Origin of the sequence: Parvibaculum indicum (assembly GCF_011762095.1) — a bacterium.
GTDB classification, from domain to species: Bacteria; Pseudomonadota; Alphaproteobacteria; order Parvibaculales; family Parvibaculaceae; genus Parvibaculum; species Parvibaculum indicum.
Genome location: NZ_JAASQO010000014.1, coordinates 25,334 through 42,887, shown reverse-complemented (window position 1 = coordinate 42,887; position 17,554 = coordinate 25,334). Strand labels below are relative to the sequence as shown.

Annotated in this window: 16 protein-coding genes and 1 riboswitch; of the genes, 8 read left to right on the top strand and 8 right to left on the bottom strand. The window is 65.5% G+C overall.

What is annotated here, in order from left to right; genetic code table 11:
* Window positions 1–74: 74 nt before the first annotated feature.
* On the bottom strand, window positions 75–563 hold the full coding sequence (locus FHS78_RS15945; protein ID WP_167095368.1) for a MerR family transcriptional regulator: 489 nt from the start codon (window positions 561–563) through the stop codon (window positions 75–77).
* 251 nt (window positions 564–814) lie between these two features.
* Here FHS78_RS15945 and FHS78_RS15940 point away from each other — a divergent pair, with 251 nt between their 5' ends.
* The 5 genes from FHS78_RS15940 (at window position 815) to FHS78_RS15920 (ending at window position 7,550) form a co-directional block, all read left to right on the top strand.
* On the top strand, window positions 815–1,372 hold the full coding sequence (locus tag FHS78_RS15940; protein ID WP_167095367.1) for a CAP domain-containing protein: 558 nt from the start codon (window positions 815–817) through the stop codon (window positions 1,370–1,372).
* Window positions 1,373–1,602: 230 nt separating this feature from the next.
* Window positions 1,603–4,560 (top strand): peptidoglycan-binding protein, encoded by a 2,958-nt coding sequence (locus tag FHS78_RS15935; RefSeq protein ID WP_167095366.1) that lies wholly within the window; start codon window positions 1,603–1,605, stop codon window positions 4,558–4,560.
* 251 nt (window positions 4,561–4,811) lie between these two features.
* Window positions 4,812–5,741 (top strand): sulfite exporter TauE/SafE family protein, encoded by a 930-nt coding sequence (locus tag FHS78_RS15930; protein ID WP_167095365.1) that lies wholly within the window; start codon window positions 4,812–4,814, stop codon window positions 5,739–5,741.
* Window positions 5,742–5,744: 3 nt separating this feature from the next.
* Window positions 5,745–6,554, top strand: coding sequence for a TIGR02186 family protein (locus FHS78_RS15925; protein WP_167095364.1), 810 nt, complete (start codon window positions 5,745–5,747; stop codon window positions 6,552–6,554).
* 216 nt (window positions 6,555–6,770) lie between these two features.
* Complete coding sequence (locus FHS78_RS15920) at window positions 6,771–7,550, top strand: cytochrome c biogenesis CcdA family protein (protein WP_167095363.1); 780 nt, start codon at window positions 6,771–6,773, stop codon at window positions 7,548–7,550.
* Between the two features lie 74 nt (window positions 7,551–7,624).
* Here the strand turns inward: FHS78_RS15920 and pdeM are convergent, their stop codons facing one another.
* Together pdeM and FHS78_RS15910 are read right to left on the bottom strand one after the other, a co-directional pair.
* Window positions 7,625–8,344 carry a ligase-associated DNA damage response endonuclease PdeM gene (pdeM, locus tag FHS78_RS15915; RefSeq protein WP_167095362.1) on the bottom strand — a complete coding sequence of 240 codons (720 nt, stop codon included), beginning with the start codon at window positions 8,342–8,344 and terminating at the stop codon, window positions 7,625–7,627.
* Window position 8,345: 1 nt separating this feature from the next.
* A complete protein-coding gene (locus tag FHS78_RS15910) occupies window positions 8,346–10,934 on the bottom strand; it encodes a ligase-associated DNA damage response DEXH box helicase (RefSeq protein ID WP_167095361.1) in 2,589 nt (862 codons plus the stop codon).
* A gap of 113 nt (window positions 10,935–11,047) precedes the next feature.
* Here FHS78_RS15910 and FHS78_RS15905 point away from each other — a divergent pair, with 113 nt between their 5' ends.
* From FHS78_RS15905 to FHS78_RS15895, 3 genes are all read left to right on the top strand, one after another.
* A complete protein-coding gene (locus FHS78_RS15905; protein WP_167095360.1) occupies window positions 11,048–11,890 on the top strand; it encodes a mechanosensitive ion channel family protein in 843 nt (280 codons plus the stop codon).
* 30 nt (window positions 11,891–11,920) lie between these two features.
* Window positions 11,921–12,205, top strand: a complete 285-nt coding sequence (locus FHS78_RS15900) for a DUF6460 domain-containing protein (RefSeq protein ID WP_167095359.1) — start codon at window positions 11,921–11,923, stop codon at window positions 12,203–12,205.
* A gap of 131 nt (window positions 12,206–12,336) precedes the next feature.
* Complete coding sequence (locus FHS78_RS15895; protein ID WP_167095421.1) at window positions 12,337–13,215, top strand: SDR family oxidoreductase; 879 nt, start codon at window positions 12,337–12,339, stop codon at window positions 13,213–13,215.
* A 3-nt stretch (window positions 13,216–13,218) separates the two neighbouring features.
* On the opposite strand, the gene FHS78_RS15890 is transcribed toward FHS78_RS15895, so the two are convergent.
* From FHS78_RS15890 to FHS78_RS15870, 5 genes are all read right to left on the bottom strand, one after another.
* Window positions 13,219–13,776, bottom strand: coding sequence for a DUF1131 family protein (locus FHS78_RS15890; RefSeq protein WP_167095358.1), 558 nt, complete (start codon window positions 13,774–13,776; stop codon window positions 13,219–13,221).
* Entirely contained in the window at window positions 13,777–14,766 is a 990-nt protein-coding gene (locus FHS78_RS15885) for an NADPH:quinone oxidoreductase family protein (protein ID WP_167095357.1), read from the bottom strand.
* Window positions 14,767–14,835: 69 nt separating this feature from the next.
* Complete coding sequence (locus FHS78_RS15880) at window positions 14,836–15,447, bottom strand: TMEM165/GDT1 family protein (protein WP_246220547.1); 612 nt, start codon at window positions 15,445–15,447, stop codon at window positions 14,836–14,838.
* A riboswitch (yybP-ykoY riboswitch) is annotated at window positions 15,421–15,625 on the bottom strand. (Overlaps the previous gene by 27 nt.)
* A 25-nt stretch (window positions 15,626–15,650) precedes the next feature.
* Window positions 15,651–16,685 (bottom strand): alpha/beta hydrolase, encoded by a 1,035-nt coding sequence (locus FHS78_RS15875; RefSeq protein WP_167095356.1) that lies wholly within the window; start codon window positions 16,683–16,685, stop codon window positions 15,651–15,653.
* The gene (locus tag FHS78_RS15870) at window positions 16,682–17,365 is read right to left on the bottom strand and encodes a TetR/AcrR family transcriptional regulator (RefSeq protein ID WP_167095355.1); all 684 of its coding nucleotides are present in this window, start codon (window positions 17,363–17,365) and stop codon (window positions 16,682–16,684) included. Before FHS78_RS15870 ends, FHS78_RS15875 begins: the two co-directional genes overlap by 4 nt.
* Between the last annotated feature and the right edge of the window lie 189 nt (window positions 17,366–17,554).

The window sequence follows — 17,554 nt, the reverse complement described above, 5'->3', positions numbered from 1 at the left end:
CGAAATCGACAGTTCCCAAGCGTCCGCCGCTCGCGCGCGCGACTGGCGGACGGCACGCGCCGATGGGCGAAACCTCAACCCGTCGAGGCTTCTCGGCGCTTCCTGGGCGCATCCTTCCCGGAATTTCCGTCCGCGGCAATTCGTTCTTCGAGGCGGCGGCAGGCCTCCTGCAGCGTCGCCACCTGCAGGCCGATCTCGTCGCGCTGGCGCTCAAGGCTTGTAATGCGCTTGCGGAACTTTTCCAGCGCGATGCGGTCCTGCGTTTCGCAGCCCTCGGTCGGGTCGTAGTGATCGAGGATTTCCTTGATCTCGGTCAGTGCGAGGCCGACATTCTTGCCCCGCACGATGAGGATCAGCCGGGCGCGGTCGCGCGGGTGATAGACGCGGGTCTGGCCCTGGCGCTCCGGCGAGAGGAGCCCCTTGTCTTCATAAAAGCGGATCGCGCGGGTCGTGAGGCCGAATTCCTCGGCAAGCTGGGTGATGGAGAAAGTCGGGCAAGGCCCGTGCTTGTCGCCCTCGTGACCGCCTGCCAAGACGGCATGGTCGGAAGTCTGCTGGTCCATGTTTCATCTCCCCGATATTTCGCGGCGGTGCGGGACCGACAGGTCGTTGCGGCGCCTGCCCGCTGCGAAAACCGTCCATTCGCCGGTTTTCCGGCTTTCTTTCCAGATTTCGAAGTGGCGGGACTCTAGGTGACGTTAACGTAAGCGTCAATGACGCCGCGGCCCGAAAATTCGACCTTCCGCCACAATTTCCTGTTCGGATAAGGCCCGTTGTTCGGCCAGAATGGCCAAAAGCTTGAGAGGGAGGGATCATGAAATCGGGATATGCGGCCATCCTCGCCGTGGCGGCGAGCCTCGTCCTGGCGGGATGCCAGACCAGCGGCGGGTCTTCCGGCGGCGACAAGTTCGCCCGGGTCAATACGTCGAGCCTGCCCAGCCGGGCCGCGGCCTCGGCGCAGGAGGACACGCCGCTTGCCCGCGCGCTGCTTGCCGAGGTGAACGCCTTCCGCAAATCCAAGGGCGCCGACCCGCTCTCGGTCGATGGCCGGCTGCAAAAGGCCGCCGCCGTGCACAGCCAGGACATGGCGCTTCGCGATTTCTTCGGCCATTTCAATCCCGACGACCAGGGCCCGAAGGAGCGGGTGCTGGCGATCGACGAGGACTACAAGGGCTCGCTGGCCGAGAACATCGTCTATGTGCAGGGGCCTGAGGCCGACGACAAGGCGCTGGCGAAGAAGCTCTTCACCAAATGGCGCAACAGCCCGTCGCATCGCCGGAACATGCAGGATCCGGCCTTCACCATCACCGGCATGGGGGTGGCCCGCGCCGGCGACAAGGTCTATGCGACCGAGGTCTTCGGCGGGCCTTAAGTCCCTGCATATACGCAGGAATCCTCGAGTCGTTAACCGGCTGTTTACGGTGCCCGGCGCCTTATAGGACGCATGCGGGAGAGGCCGTTTCGACGGCCGCGCCTCGATAGAGAATCGGTGCTATTCACCAAATATGGTGCCGATGTCAATATTTTGGGCCGCCCCACAAGTTTAAACGCCATATTACGTGGCATATACTGACCCAAACCGTTCAAAGGCTAGTGATTCGGATGAGATCGGGGGTCCCCTGGAGCGTCAAAGGCATCGAGCCCGAAGCGCGCGAAGCTGCGAAGCAGGCTGCGCGCCGCTCGGGATTGACGCTCGGTGCCTGGCTGAACCAGGTCATCATGGACAGCGGCACGGACGATGTGTCCGGCGACGACGGCGAGCGCGACGGCTGGAGCAACCAGACCCGCTCGGGCGGACGCCCGGAGCGTGACGCCCAGGTGCCCGCGCAGGCCGCCCGGCCCGGCGACGACGACATGGACAGCCTGACCGACGCGGTCCGCAATCTTTCCCGGCGCCTGGAGCGGAGCGAAGACCGGACGGCGGAGCTGACCCGCCGCCTGGGCGAAACCATCGACGAGCTGGCCGACCGGATGGTCCGCGCCGAACATGCGCCCGCCCAGCCGCAGCCGCAGGAGACGAAAGCCGTTATCGATCCTCTGGAGCGCAAACTGCAGCATCTGGCCGAGCGGCTGGAACGCGCGGAGCAGGATGGCGGCGGCACGCAGACCGCCGAGGACAAGCGCGCCATCCAGACGCTGGAAAAGGCGGTGAACGCGGTGGTCGATCATCTGGACACAAGCGAGAAGCGGACCAACGACTCGCTGGCCGATATCCGCAACATGCTGGGCCAGCTTTCCACGCGCATCGACGAGACCGAGCAGGCCAACGAGCGCGAAGCCGAGAAGAAGCGCGCCGAGGCGCAGGAAAAACATCTCTCCCTCCTCTCCCAGAGGCTGGAGCAGATGGAGCAGAGCCTGTCCGGCGTCAGCGGCAATCTGGAACAGACCCAGGCCAAGGCCGTGCAGGCGGCGCTGAAGGCCTTCGAGGACAAGGCGCAGGCCGACAGCCAGCGCGACACGATTTCGAGCCTCCAGAAGAGCCTTACCCGGCTTTCCGAACGGCTCGAGCAGACCGAACAGAAAAGCCAGGATGCGCTGGACACCGTGCATAAGGGCATGAACGGCATTGCGCGGCAGATCGACGACCTTTCCAAGCCGCGCGAGCCGGAAATGCCGCGCGAACTGGCCGACCAGCTCGACATGCTGGCGCGGCGCCTGGAAGAGAGCGAACACCGCACCGACGAGACCACGCGCAATGTGGAAGACACGCTGGCGCAGATCGCGGACCGGCTGAGCCAGACCGATCACCAGAGCCGCGAAGCGCTGGAATCGGTGCAGAGCGTGCTGGCCCGCACGACCGAACGCCTGGCCCGGCTGGAAAAGACGGCCAAGCAGCGCGCGGCACGGCCCGCCTCGCCGCAGATCAATGCGGGCATGGGGCCGCATGGCAGCTTCTCGCCCAACTTCCCCACCGCGGCCGCGCTGAACGCGCCGGGCATGGGGGGCGCGCAGTTCGACCTGCCGTCGATCGGCACGCCGGCGGGCGGCGAAGGCTTCATGGTGCCCTCCGCGATCCCCGCCGAACCCGTCGCGCAGGCCCGTGCGCCGGTGCTGCGCGAGGAACCCGCCGCGCCGCCCATGGACGAGGCGCCCCGGCTTGTCGAACCGGCCCGCGAAATGCCGGTCCAGGAGCCGCCCAAGGCGAAGGACATCCCCGATTACGAGACGCCCGAACCCGAGGAAGACGAGGATGACGGCGTCATTCCGCCCGATCCGCCCCCGCCGCCGCCGCTGAGGGAAGCCGGCGCGCAGGCCGCGCAGGATTTCCTTGCCCAGGCACGGCGCGCCGCGCAGGCCGCCTCGCAGGGCAGCCATTCCGGCTATGACAGCCCCGCCTATGCCGACTCTTCGGCGCGCTTCGACGCGAACGATGCGGAGAAAAAACGCAGCCGTCTCGTCATGGCCGCGACGGTGGGCTTTATCGCGCTCGCGATCGTCGCGGGCGCCTTCCTCTTCATGCGCCAGAGCCCGACGCCGGGCGACACGGCGCCGACAAGCAATACGGGCGCGGCGACTTCGCCCGCCCCGGTCGATCCGGAGGCCGTTCCGGAGGACGCCGGTGCCGATGCGGCACCAGAGGCACCGGCGTCCGCCACGCCTGACAACGGCGCGCCCGAAAACGGTGCGACCGAAAGCGGCACCGCATCGGCCCCGGCGGACGGCGCCACCGCCGAGACCTCCGTCGATGTGGCGACGGTGCCGGTCACGCCCGCCGACGACGTGCCGCCCGCGCCCAGCGCGCCCCGGCAGGTAACGCTGAACGATGCCGCGCAGGCCGGAAACGCCGCCGCGGAATACACGCTGGGCGATGCCTATGCGCGCGGCGAGGGCGTGGCGCAGAGCGACACCCAGGCCGTGACATGGATCCGCAAGGCCGCCGGACAGGGGCTGACCATCGCCCAGTACCGGCTGGCGACCTTCTATGAAAAAGGGCGCGGCGTGGGCCAGGACAATGCCCGCGCGCTGCAGCTTTACGAGCAGGCCGCGAACAAGGGCAATGTGAAGGCGATGCACAATCTCGCCGTCATGTATGCGGAGGGGCGCGGCACCTCGCAGAATTTCACCAAGGCCGCCGAATGGTTCGCGAAGGCCGCCGATTACGGGCTCGGCGACAGCCAGTACAATCTGGCCGTGCTGAACGAACGCGGGCTCGGCGTCGAGGAAGACCTCGCCACCGCCTATCAATGGTTCGCCATCGCCGCCGCGGCGGGCGACAAGGGCGCGGCCAAGAAGCGCGACGCGCTGGCCGAACGGATGGAGCCCGGCGATCTCGCCGATGCGCGCATCGCGACGAATGCCTGGCAGGCCAAGACCGCCGATCCGGTGGCGAATGGCGATCTTTCCTCGCTCAAGAGCTGGAACAGCGCCGCCGCCGGACCTGCCGACCCCGATATCGCCCAGGCCCAGTCCCTGCTCAACGCACTCGGCTACGATGCCGGCCCGGCCGACGGCATGATGGGACCGCGCACCAGAGACGCCATCGCCGCCTTCCAGAAGGCGAACGGCTTTGCGCCCTCGGGCAAGGTCACGCCGGAACTGCTGATCGAACTCGAAGGGTAAAGCCGCCGGCGGGAACGGCCCGAAAGGCCCCTGCCGATTCCGCGTCGCGGTTCTGACGCAAAAGCCTACGAGATAGTCCGCTCCCCGGCCCGCCGCCCCTTTGAAACGGGCCGGCAACGTGCTACGCCAAATCAAACATTGCCGGCACCGTATCGCGGCGGGTTCCTCCCGACACGGTCGTTGCCGACAAGCGAAGGGGGAAGGCCGACGGGCCCCGTCTCGCGGGCAGGCCGCCGGAAGCGCTTACGCTCATGCAAATCTATCTGCCGATCGCGGAAATACCGGTGAATGTGCTGACCATCCTGGCGATGGGGCTCACGGTCGGATTCCTGTCGGGCATGTTCGGCATTGGCGGCGGCTTCCTGATGACGCCGCTCCTCATCTTTCTCGGCATACCGCCCGCCATCGCAGTGGGCACGCAATCGACCTCGGTCGTCGCCTCCTCGGTGACGGGGGCGCTGGCGCATTTCGCGCGGCGCAGTATCGACTTCAAGATGGGCGGCGTCCTGCTGGCGGGCGGTACGGCGGGCTCGCTCAGCGGTATCTATCTGTTCAAGCTGCTCAGCGCCATCGGCCAGGTCGACCTGATGATTTCGATTATCTATGTCGTCTTCCTGACCATTATCGGCGGGCTGATGATGGTCGAAAGCGTGCAAGCCATGCGGGTCGCGCGCAATGGCGGCGCGGGCGGCCGCGCGCGGGGACGGGGGCATCACAGCTGGATCCACGGCCTGCCCTTCAAAATGCGGTTCCGCCGCTCCAAACTCTATATCAGCGTGATCCCGCCCATTCTGGTCGGCTATTTCGTCGGCACGCTATCGGCCATCATGGGCGTGGGCGGCGGCTTCATCATGATCCCGGCCATGATCTATCTGCTGCGGATGCCGACCAGCGTCGTCATCGGCACATCGTTCTTCCAGATCGTATTCGTGACCGCGCTGACCGGCGTGATGCATGCCTATGAAAACCAGGCGGTCGATATCGTGCTGGGCTTCATCCTCGTGATCGGCGGCGCGGTGGGGGCGCAATTCGGCGTGCGCGTGGGCGAAAAGCTCCAGGGCGAACAGGTGCGGGCGCTGCTGGCGGCACTGCTCCTCATCATCGGCGTCCGGCTGGGCATCGACCTCATCAGCCGTCCCGACGACCTCTATTCCATCGTCGTCATGTCGTCGGGGACCTGACGCATGGGCGCATGGCGGACCGGCAGATATGCGCTTTTGGCCCTGCTGACGCTGGGCGCGGCGGCGCTTGCCGCGCCGGATGCGCGCGCGGACCGGCTCGTGACCGACCTGTCGCAGCATCAGGTCTCCATCCGTTCCAATTTCACGGGCACGGAGATCCTTCTCTTCGGCGCGGTGGAAGCGCCGCCGGACGAGCGCACCGTCGATCGCGACATCATCGTGGTCGTGACGGGACCGACGCGAACGGTGAAGGTGCGGCGCAAGGAACAGGTTGCGGGCATATGGGTCAATCACGACTCGGTGACCTATCCCAATGTGCCCGGCTATCACGCCATCGCCAGTACGCGGCCGCTGGAAGTCATTTCCTCGCCCGAGACGCTGCGCGCGCAACGCATCGGCATCGAGAATTACGAATTCGGCGAAGCGGTGGCGACGGGTATCGACGGCACGCGGGAATTCCTGCCGCCCGACACGGAACTCGATTTCTGGAAGGCGCTGATCCGCAACAAGCGCCGCGAGGGGCTCTATCTCACCGATCCGGGCGGGGTGATCTTTCTCGGCCAGACGCTCTTCCGCGCCACGCTGGACCTGCCCGCCACGGTCCCGGTCGGGCTCTATACGGCGAAGGTCTATCTGCTCCGGGACGGCAAGGTCGTCGATACGATTTCCTCGCCGCTCTATATCGACAAGGGCGGGATCGAGCGCTTCATCTATCGCCTCGCCTATAACGACGCGCTGCTTTACGGCCTGATCGCGGTGATCGGCGCCGCCTTTTTCGGCTGGCTGGCCTCCGCCGTGCTGGGCCGGCGCTAGGCGACACGGGGCGACGCCCTCCTTCGAGACGCGGCTTCGCCGCTCCTCAGGATGAGGCCGGAATTGTCGATTCAGCTCCTCGTCCTGAGGAGGACGCGCGAGCGTCCGTCTCGAAGGGCGAGGCCTCAACCGGGACAACACGCCGCAAGGCGACATCCCCGTCATCGCACCGAAACCGGTTTGCCGGGCCCGCGCGACGGGCTAATGTCCCCGCCCATGGACCCATCCAGCATCAGCTATGCCGCCGCGGCCGCGGGCGGCCTTATCAGCTTTCTCAGCCCTTGCGTGCTGCCGCTCGTGCCGGCCTATCTCTGCTATATCGCGGGGACGTCGCTCGACGAACTCGTCGCCGAGAACGAGAAGGGCGAGGCGCTGGGCTCGGACGGGCTGACGCTGCGGGTGACGCTGGGCGCCATCGGCTTCGTGCTGGGTTTCACCACCATCTTCGTCGCGCTGGGGGCGAGCGCCTCGGCGATCAATCCGCTCATCATTGCGCATAAGCAACTTCTGGGGCGGATCGCGGGCGCGGTCATCATCATTTTCGGCCTGCATTATATGGGCGTCTTCCGCCTCGCCTTTCTCGACCGCGAGGCGCGGTTTCAGGTGCAGGGAACGGGCGCGGGCGAGAAGAGCCTCTTCATGCAGTTTGCGAGCCCCTATCTGCTGGGGCTTGCCTTCGCCTTCGGCTGGACGCCGTGCATCGGGCCGATCCTTGCCACGATCCTGACGGTCGCAGCCTCGCAGGAAAGCCTCGGCGCGGGCGTTTCGCTGCTGACGGTCTATTCGCTGGGGCTCGGCATTCCGTTCCTCGCCGCGGCCTTTGCCATTCGCGGTTTCTTGAGTTTCGCGGGCCGTTTCCGCCGTCACATGCACAAGGTGGAAATCGCGGCGGGGCTGCTGCTGGCGCTGACGGGCCTTCTGATGCTGACGGGCTCTTTCGAGAGCATCGCCGTCTTCCTCATCAACACGTTTCCGGGGCTGGCGAAGTTCGGCTGAGGCTTTCCGGAAAGATGTGAAGACGTGGATGCCCCGCATGAAGCGGGGCATGACGGATAAGAATCCACCGCCTTCTAGTCGCCTTCCAGCCGCGTCGCGGCGACCGGCACGACGGCATCGCGGCCCATCATCCAGGCATGGAAATCCCGGCCCGGCAGGAGCCCGGCATAGGCGCGGTCCAGCACGTTGAGGCCGCCCGCATAGGCGCCGAAGGCGGGCATGATGGCGCGCGTGGTGTCGCTGACGAAACAGCGCCGCCGCAGGCGCCGCCCGCGCACGCGCACCGCCGCGCAAGGATGGAGATGGCCGGCGATCTCGCCCGTGGACGGCGCAGGCCGGGGTTCGTGCCGGAAGGTGAGCGGGCCGACATGCATCTCCGCCTTCACCGAGCCGCCGAAACGGCGCGGCGGCGCGGGGTCGTGATTGCCTTCGATCCAGATCCAGTCGCATGAAGCGGTGAGCGCGATGAGCCTGTCCGCGTCCGGCTTCGCCATGCGCTTTTCCGCCCGGCGGTCATGGAAGCTGTCGCCCAGCGCGATGAGCGTTTCGGGCTCGTATTTTTCCATCAGCTTTTCGAGCCGGGTGAGCGTCGCGGCCGTATCGTAGGGCGGCAGGGCGATGCCGCGCTCGGCGAAGGCGGAGCCTTTTTCCAAATGCAGATCGGCGACGACGAGAATGCGTTCGTCCGCCCACCAGAGCGCGCCCTCCGGCAGCGGCGTCAGCGCCGCGCCGCAGACGCTGAGCGGCGTTTCGCGCAATCGGGGGGCGGGTTCGGCATGTCTACGCAACTGCATCTCAGACCAGTCTCGTCGCTTCTTCGATCAACTCATCGGCCGCTTCGGCCAGCAGCGCCTCGTTCGCCTCGCCCGCCACCTGCTCGCGCCCGATATCGAGCAGCACGGGCACGGCGAGCGGCGAGACGCGGTCGAGACGTTCAAGCACGATTCGTCCCTTCACGCGCTTCAACATGGCAGCGACACGCGCAACGTCAAGGAGGCCGGTCGCGGCATCCCGATAGGTCGCCTGCAACAGGATGTGATCGGGCTCGTGTTCGCGCAGCACATTATAGATGAGGTCGGCGGAGAAGGTGACCTGACGACCGGTCTTTTCCTGCCCCGGAAAGCGGCGCTCGATGAGACCGGAGATGAGCGCGCAATCGCGGAAGGTGCGCTTCAACAGGCTCGATTCCGCCAGCCAGTTTTCCAGATCGTCGCCCAGCATGTCCTCGCCGAAGAGTTCGCCGAGCGGCAATTCGTGGCGTTCCGCCATCAGGCCCGGATCGCGCAGGCACCAGATGGCGAGCGAATATTCCGAGGCGACGAAACCGAGCGGGCGCGCGCCCGCGCGGTCGAGACGGCGGGTCAGCAACATGCCGAGCGTCTGATGCGCGAGGCGGCCCTCGAAGGGATAGCAGACGAGATAATATTTGCCGTTACGGGGAAAAGTTTCGACCAGCAGATCGTTCTCGCCGGGGAGCCGCGAGCGCCAAGCCTGAATGCCGAGCCAGTCTTGCACCTGGCGGGGCAGCGCGGCCCATTCGTTTTTATCGGCGATCATGCGGCGCACGCGCGAGGCGAGATAGGTGGAGAGCGGAAACTTGCCGCCGTAATAGGCGGGGATCATGGGCTCGTCGCCGCCGCCCTTGGTGACCAGCGCTTCGGTTTCCGCCAGCCCCTCGAAGGAGAGGATGTGCCCGGCAAACAGAAAGGTGTCGCCGGGCGACAGCTGGTCGATGAAATATTCCTCGATCTCGCCCAGCACCCTGCCGCCGCCCGCGCCGACGGGACGGCGCCCTTTCCGAATCATGCGCACCTTCAGCATGGGCGCTTCGACGATGGTGCCGACATTCATGCGGAATTGCTGGACGACTTTCGGGTTCGACGCCCGCAGACGCCTGTCGCCTTCCAGCGGCTTGTTGGGACGCAGGCGCGCGAAGCGGTCATAGGTCTTGAGCGCATAGCCGCCGGTCGCGACGAAATCCACCACGCGGTCGAACTCGTCGCGCGTCAGCATCCGATAGGGCGAGGCCGAGCGTACTTCCGCATAAAGCGCGCCGGGATCGAAGGGCTCGGAACAGGCCATGCCCAGCACATGCTGGGAGAGCACGTCGAGGGCGCCCGTGCGGGCGACAAGCCCGTCCTGCGCGCCCTCCAATGCGGCGGCGCGGGCGGCCTCGCATTCCAGCACCTCGAAACGGTTGGCGGGAACGAGCAGCGCGCGGCTCGGCTCGTCGAGGCGATGGTTGGCGCGGCCGATGCGTTGCAGGAGGCGGCTTGCGCCTTTCGGCGCGCCCATATTGACGACGAGATCGACATCGCCCCAGTCGATGCCGAGATCGAGCGTGGAGGTACAGACGACGGCGCGCAACGATCCCGCCGCCATGGCCGCTTCCACCTTGCGGCGCGCTTCCGGCGCCAGCGAACCGTGATGCAGCGCGATGGGCAGCGTGTCTTCGTTCAGATGCCAGAGCGACTGAAAGACGAATTCGGCCTGGGAGCGCGTATTGACGAAGACCAGCACCATGCGGTTGCGCTTGATCTCTTCATAGACGGCGGGCAGCGCATGGCGCGCGGAATGGCCCGACCATGGAATGCGCGCGGGGGGAATGCGCGCGGGGGGGATACACGCCTCGGCTGGCGCAGGCAGTTTCGCCTCGGCGGGATCGGGCTCCGGTCCGGCGGGCGTCAATATGCCGAGTTCCGGCACCGCCCCGGGCGGCGCGGCGACGATTTCGGAGAGGGCTTCCCCCTCCTCCGGCTGCGGCATCAGATAACGGCGCAGCTCGTCCGGCTCGGCGACCGTTGCCGACAGGCCGACGCGGCGCAGGGAGGGCGCGAGTTTCGACAGACGGGCAAGGCCCAGCGACAGCAGATCGCCGCGCTTGGAATTCGCCAGCGCATGAAGCTCGTCCAGCACGACGCAGGAGAGATTGCCGAAGAATTTTCCCGCATCCGGATAGGAAAGCAGCAGCGCCAGTTGCTCCGGCGTCGTCATCAGGATGTCGGGCGGCGCGTGACGCTGGCGCAGACGGCGGTTCTGCGGCGTGTCGCCGGTGCGCGTCTCGACCGAAATGCCGAGGCCCATCTCCGCGATCGGGGTTTCCAGATTGCGCTTGATGTCCACCGCCAGCGCCTTGAGCGGCGAGATATAGAGGGTGTGAAGGCCCCTGCCGCCCGCCTTCTCCAGCTCCACCAGCGAGGGCAGGAAGCCCGCCAGCGTCTTGCCCGCGCCGGTGGGGGCGATGAGCAGGACCGAGTTGCCGCTTTCGGCGATTTCCAGCAATCGAAGCTGATGCGGCCTCGGGGCCCAGCCGCGCGCGGCGAACCAGTTCCGGAAGATTTCCGGCAGCATGGCGTCATCGGCTGTGGATAAGGGCGCGTTCATGAGGTCAAACCTAGCCGGGTCGCCCGAAGCGGCAAACCTTCGCCTTTTTTCATCCGTGCAATCATGGGAGACTGGCGGCTTTCAGGGGTCCCAACCATCAGGAGCCAGCCCATATGCTCGAGCAGATGCCCGACATCGTCAGAAAGAATGTCGATGCCCTACTTCCCTTCGCCCTTGAATACGGGGTGAGCCTCGTCGCCGCCATCCTGATCCTCATTATCGGCTTCTGGCTGGCAGGCCGGGCCCGTGTCTGGACCATGCGGGCCCTGGCGCGCGGGCCGGTGAAGGACGACATGCTGCAGAGCTTTTTCGGCAGTATCGTCCGATACCTCATCATCGCCGCCACCATTCTGGCCGTGCTCGGCGAATTCGGGATCGAGACCACCTCGCTCATCGCCGTGCTCGGCGCCGCGGGCCTGGCCGTCGGCCTCGCCCTGCAGGGCACGCTGTCCAATGTGGCGGCGGGCGTGATGCTGCTCATCTTCCGCCCCTTCCGCACCGGGCAATATGTCGAGATCGGCGGCATCGCCGGCACGGTGAAGGAACTCACCCTGTTCTTCACCGAACTCAACACGCCGGACAATGTGCAGATCATCGTGCCGAACAGCGGCATCTGGGGACAGCCGCTCAAGAACTATTCGTCCTATCCGACGCGCCGCGTGGATATCACCTTCGGGATTTCCTATGCCGACGACATCAACAAGGCAATGGACATCATCCGTTCCGTCTACGAGGCCGATCCGCGCAGCATGAAGGAGCCGGAACCCTTCCTCGGCGTCATCGCGCTCAACGACAGCTCGGTCGATATCGTGATGCGTCTGTGGGTCGCCAATTCCGATTACTGGCCGACCAAGTTCGACATCACGAAAAAGGTGAAGGAGCGTTTCGACGCGGAAGGCATCACCATCCCCTTCCCCTGCCGCACCGTCTATCAGGTGGCCGAAGCCGCGGACTAGTTCCGCACCAACAATCGAAGGATGCCGGATATGGACAAACTGCTTGGCGGGCCGTTGCTGACGACCCTTCTGAAGCTCGCCATCGCCTCGGTGGTGGTGGGCATCGTGCTGGCCGTGTTCGGCATCCGCCCCATCGATCTGTGGCGCGATTTCATCGACACCTTCATGCGCGTCTGGGAAATGGGCTTCGACGCCATTCGCTGGTCCGGCGAATATTTCATGCTGGGCGCCATCGTGGTGATTCCGATCTTCATCATCGTGCGGCTCTGGACCGTGCTGGTCGAACGCAACGGCAAGAACGGCCCGCAAAGCTGAGGTCGACGCTGCGTCCCGGTCCCGCCGCCGACGGCGGGACTAGGCGCGGCGCTTCCCGCTGCTATCCTCCCTTCCGAACCCAGGAATGAATGGCCGCGCTCATGACGGCCAAGGAGGACAGCATGGTTTCGATGTTCCGCGACGGACTTCTCAAGGGAAAACGCATTCTCGTCACCGGCGGCGGCACGGGCCTCGGCAAGGAAATGGCCGAGGACTATCTGCGGCTGGGCGCCGACATCCATATCTGCGGGCGGCGCAAGAAGGTGCTCGACGACACGGCCGCCGAGCTGATGGACAGGCATGGCGGCTCGGTGAAGACGCATAGCGTGGATATTCGCGTCGCCGAGGCGGTGGACGAGATGATCGAGGAGATCTGGGCGAGCGGTCCGCTTACCGGCCTCGTCAACAACGCGGCGGGCAATTTCATCTCTCCGACCAAGGATCTTTCCTCGCGCGGCTTCGACGCCATCGCCAATATCGTGTTTCACGGCACCTTCTATGTGACGCATGCCTGCGGTACGCGCTGGATCCGCGACGGTGTGCCGGGGAGCGTCATCTCCATCCTCACGACCTGGGTGTGGAACGGCGGCCCCTTCACCGTGCCGTCGGCCATGTCGAAAGCGGGCGTCAACATCATGACGAAATCGCTCGCCGCCGAATGGGGCGAATACGGCATCCGCCTCAACGCGATCGCGCCGGGCCCCTTCCCCACCGAAGGCGCATGGGCGCGGCTGAGCCCCGGCCAGTCGACCGACGGCGACCAGGAACGCGACGGCATTCCGATGGGGCGCGTGGGGCAGATGGACGAGTTGAAGAACCTCGCCACCTTCCTGATGGCGGATGGCTGCGACTATCTTTCCGGCCAGACCATCGCCATCGACGGCGCGGCCTATTCGGCGGGCGGCGGCAATTTCTCGCGGCTGTCTTCGCTCAAGGACGACGATTGGGAGCGTATGCGCGAGATGATCCGCGGCGCGAACGACAAGGACAAGGCGCAGCGCAGCGTGTGAGCGTCAAACCGCGCTGGCGCGCCAGTGGATCGCCACGACCCGCCAGTTCCCGATGACGTCGCCGGGCGGCACCTTGCCGTCCGGCCCGTCCCATTTTCCGGCGATTTCGTAATAGATGCGCGTGGACTCGGCCGCCGGGCAGAAGAGCCGTCCGGCATATTCCTCGACGCCCGGCAGGCATTGCGGCTTGTCGTCTTCCGTATAGATGTCGGTGTAGACGCTGCCGACATGAATGCCGTGCCCGTCGCGAATGTCGGGCGAGAAGACGATGACGCCCGCGACCGAGCGTTCGTCCGCATCCGGCACGACCTCCATCACCTTCTCGTCGTTTTCCTCGACAAGGATGACGGGATATTGCTCTCCCTCGCGGGAGACCTGTTGACGGGAAACCGTCGTGCCCGGCAGAAGCGCGGAAACGGCGTCCGGATCGAAAGCGGTGATGCCGGTAATGGGCCCGACGCCTTCTTCCGCGATCTCGATGGCATCCGGCCCGGAGCATGCCGCCGCCAGAAACAGGATTGCGGCGGCGAGCGACGCTTTCGTTCCACGCTTTCGCGCCATTTATCGGTTCTCCCCGTTCATTTCGATCACGACCTTACCGACAACCTGGCGGTTTTGCAGCATGTGCATGGCCTCGACCGCCTTTTCCAGCGGAAAACGGGCACAGATACAGGGGTCGATCTTTCCTTCCGCAGCCAGACGATCTATCGCCTCGATATTGGCCTTGCCCGCCTCCGGATCGCGCCGGCCATATTCGCCCGCGCGCACGCCGACCACGGAAAAGCCCTTGATGAGCGGCATGTTGACGGAGACGGAAGGAATGCGGCCGCTGGTGAAACCAATAATGAGCAGGCGGCCGTTCCAGGCGATGCAGCGCACGCTTTCGTCGAAGACGTCGCCGCCGACGGGATCGTAAATCACATCCGCACCCTTGCCGCCGGTCAGCTCCTTCACCTTTTCCCGGAAGCCGTCATTGATGTTGATGACATGATCGGCGCCGCGCGCCTTCACCACTTTGAGCTTTTCATCCGACGCCGAGGTCGCGATGACGGTGGCGCCGAGGAGCTTTCCCATTTCGACGGCGGCAAGCCCCACGCCGCCCGTGCTACCATGCACGAGCAGCGTTTCGCCCGGCTGCAGATGACCGCGGCAGACAAGCGCGACATAGGCAGTGAGATAAGCCGCCGGGTAGGCCGCGGCCCTGGCGAAGTCCATGCCTTTCGGGATCGGGCGGCAGGCCTCAGCCGACGCATTCACCTCTTCCGCAAAACCGCCGATGCGCAAGCCCGCGACGACCTCGTCTCCGACCTTGAGGCTGGTGACGCCCTCGCCCAGTTCCGTGACGATGCCCGCGCCTTCCATGCCCGGCGAAAAAGGCAGCTCGGGTTTGAACTGATATTTGCCCTGCACCATCAGGATGTCGGGGAAGTTCACCGAACAGGCCCTGAGCTTCAACCGCACCTCGCCCGGGCCGGGCGGCGGCAATTCCACATCGTCCATTCGCAGAACGGAAATATCTTCCGACAGTTCATGCACGCGCATCGCCCGCATGTTTTCCTCCCTCGGTTCTTCAATGTCGTTTGGCAGCAGCATAGGGATGCCGCCTTACGGAAGGAAGCGTCAGAGGACACCGAAGGCGGAAAGCAGCGTGAGCGTGCCAAGGACGATGAAGACGAGCGCGGCGGCCGCGCGCACCCAGACGAGCGGCACGATTTGCGCGACCTTCTCGCCGAAGAACACGACCGGCACATTGGCGATCATCATGCCGATGGTGGTGCCTGCCGCAACGTGGAACACGGAATCGAAACGCACCGCCAGCGCCGCCGTGGCGATCTGCGTCTTGTCGCCGATCTCCACCAGGAAGAAGGCGATGAGCGTGGCAAGGAAGGGGCCGAAACGCTTCGTCCGTTCAAGCTCGGTCGCTTCATCGTCGGGCGCCTTGTCGGGGATCAGCGCCCAGAAGCCCATCAGGATGAAGGAGACGCCGACGAGGCGCGTCATGATTTCGCGATCCATCAATCCCGCAAGCTCCACCCCCGCCCAGGCGGCGAGCGCATGATTGGCGAGCGTCGCCACGAGAATGCCCCAGACGACCGGCCAGGGCTGACGGAAGCGCAAGGCGAGCACAAGCGCCAGCAACTGCGTCTTGTCGCCGATTTCGGCAATGGCGACGGTGACGGTGGAAATCAGGAAGGCGTCCATCTCGAAGCTCCGGCCGGGCAATGAAACCAATGGCTTCCGCTTCCCGCCCGGCCAGGCGAAAGCGTGAAACCAAAGGTCTTGCCAAATCGGGCCGGAAACCGGCACCTCTCGCGAACGCCATGGCCTGACGGCCAAGTTTGTTGACGAACGCCCCTCTCATGCGCGCCTTTGCGCGGCGGAGGGAGGCTACTCCCCTAAGGACAAGGATCCATTAGCATAGCCGCGCAGCCTTCTCAAGCGGATGCGTGAAGCGCCGCTTTCACATCCGCCGCGATCTCCTCGCAGGCCCGTTTCGCCGCGGGGATCGTGCCGGACATGGCCGTGAAGGCATGAGCCAGGCTGTCGTAACAGCGATAGGTAACGGGGACCCCCGCCGCCTTCAGCCTGTCGGCATATTCCGCCCCCTGATCGCGCAGCGGGTCGAAACCGGCCGTGACGACGATGGCGGGCGGCAGGCCGGACAGGTCGTCCGCCTTCAAGGGCGAGGCGCGCAGATCCTTTTTGTCGGCCGGGCTGTCGATGTAGCGGTCGATGAACCATTGCATGATGTCGGCGGTCAGCGGATAGACCTCGCCGCAGCTTTCCATCGATCCGCCTTCGGCCTCCATATCCGTTACCGGATAGATGAGAAGCTGGCATGCCGGCGCCGGGCCGCCTTCGGCCTTCATGCGCTGCGCCACGACGGCGGCAAGATAACCGCCCGCGCTGTCTCCGCCGACGCCGATGCGGCCTGCCTCCATGCCGAAGGAGGCGGCGTTTTCCTCAGCCCATTCAAAGGCGGCCAGCGCATCGTCCACCGCGGCCGGGAATTTGTGTTCGGGCGCGAGGCGGTAGTCGACCGAGAGCACCGCGCAATGGGCGCTGTCGGCCAGAATGCTGCAGAAGGTGTTGCAGGTCTCCAGATCGCCGATCACGCAGCCGCCCATATGGAAATAGACGAGGCCGGGCAGCGGGCGCGTTGCATGTCGGGGCCGGTAGAGCCGCGCCGGCAGCGCGCCGCCGGGGCCCGGCACCGTGGTCTCGTCGATCGCCACATTGGCGCGCGGCGCATCGTCCAGAAGCGCGAAGCCCTGCGAGGTGGCGGCGCGGGCGGCCACCGGGTCCAGCGTGGTGATGGAAGGTTCCTTCGTGCCCTGCGCCGCGAGCAACTGCACACGCGGGTCCATCACACGTCCGTCGATGGAGAGCGGCTTACCGCCCGCCATGCGCAGCAGCAGGCCCTCGGGCAGTTTCATCAGGCTACGGACGATCAACCTTTGCAGATTCATTCGCCGCCTTCCTCGCCGCCGGGGGCTGCGGGCGCCTTGCCGGTCACGGGCAGGTTGTGGAAGCCGCCCAGCACCAGCGCCGTCGCGAACTCCGCCGCGGCGGCGGGGTCGACATTGTCGCGCGCGATCATGCGGTCGCCCATTTCCATGGCGAGCCCGACCACGGAGGCCATCAGATATTCGGAATCCACCGGCGGCAGCGTACCGTTGCGGATGTCCTCTTCCATATATTCGCGGATCTCTTCAAAACCGGCGATCATCTCCGCCGTTTCCATGCGTACACGGACCGTATTCGGATTGCGGCGCATCACCTCGAAGGTCTCGCGGTCGGAAGCCAGATATTCGAAATAGGCGTGAAGCGCGTTGCGGATGAAATCCTCGAAGGTGCGCGAGCGAATGCGCTCGGCGCGCAGGCGCGGGCGGATGCGGCGCATGCCTTCATCCATCAGCGCCTCGAAAACCTCTTCCTTGCTGCGGAAGTAGTTGTAGAAGGTGCCGGAGGCCAGTCCCGTGCGGCGGATGATGTCGCGCACGGTCGTCGCGCCATAGCCGAGATCGGCGAAGACGTCCCGCGCGGCCTGAAGGATGGCCTCCCGATTGTTGATTTTCGTCCGTTCGCGCTTGCCGAGGGGCTTGCCTTCGGCCCGCTCCGTCACCGCCTCTTCCACGCTAGTTGTCATGTCCGTTCCAGTGCCCGCCGCGCCGCCACCATGGCGGCCGGCCCCGATTTCATGTTGGCCTGAGTCTAGACAAAAGTGAATCAACGTCAACTTTGAGAATGCCCCCGGGACGCAAAAACCGCTTTTCTTTCAGGCGGTTGTGTCAATATTTCCCGGCATCGGGGAGAAAGATGGCAAAAACAGGCTATC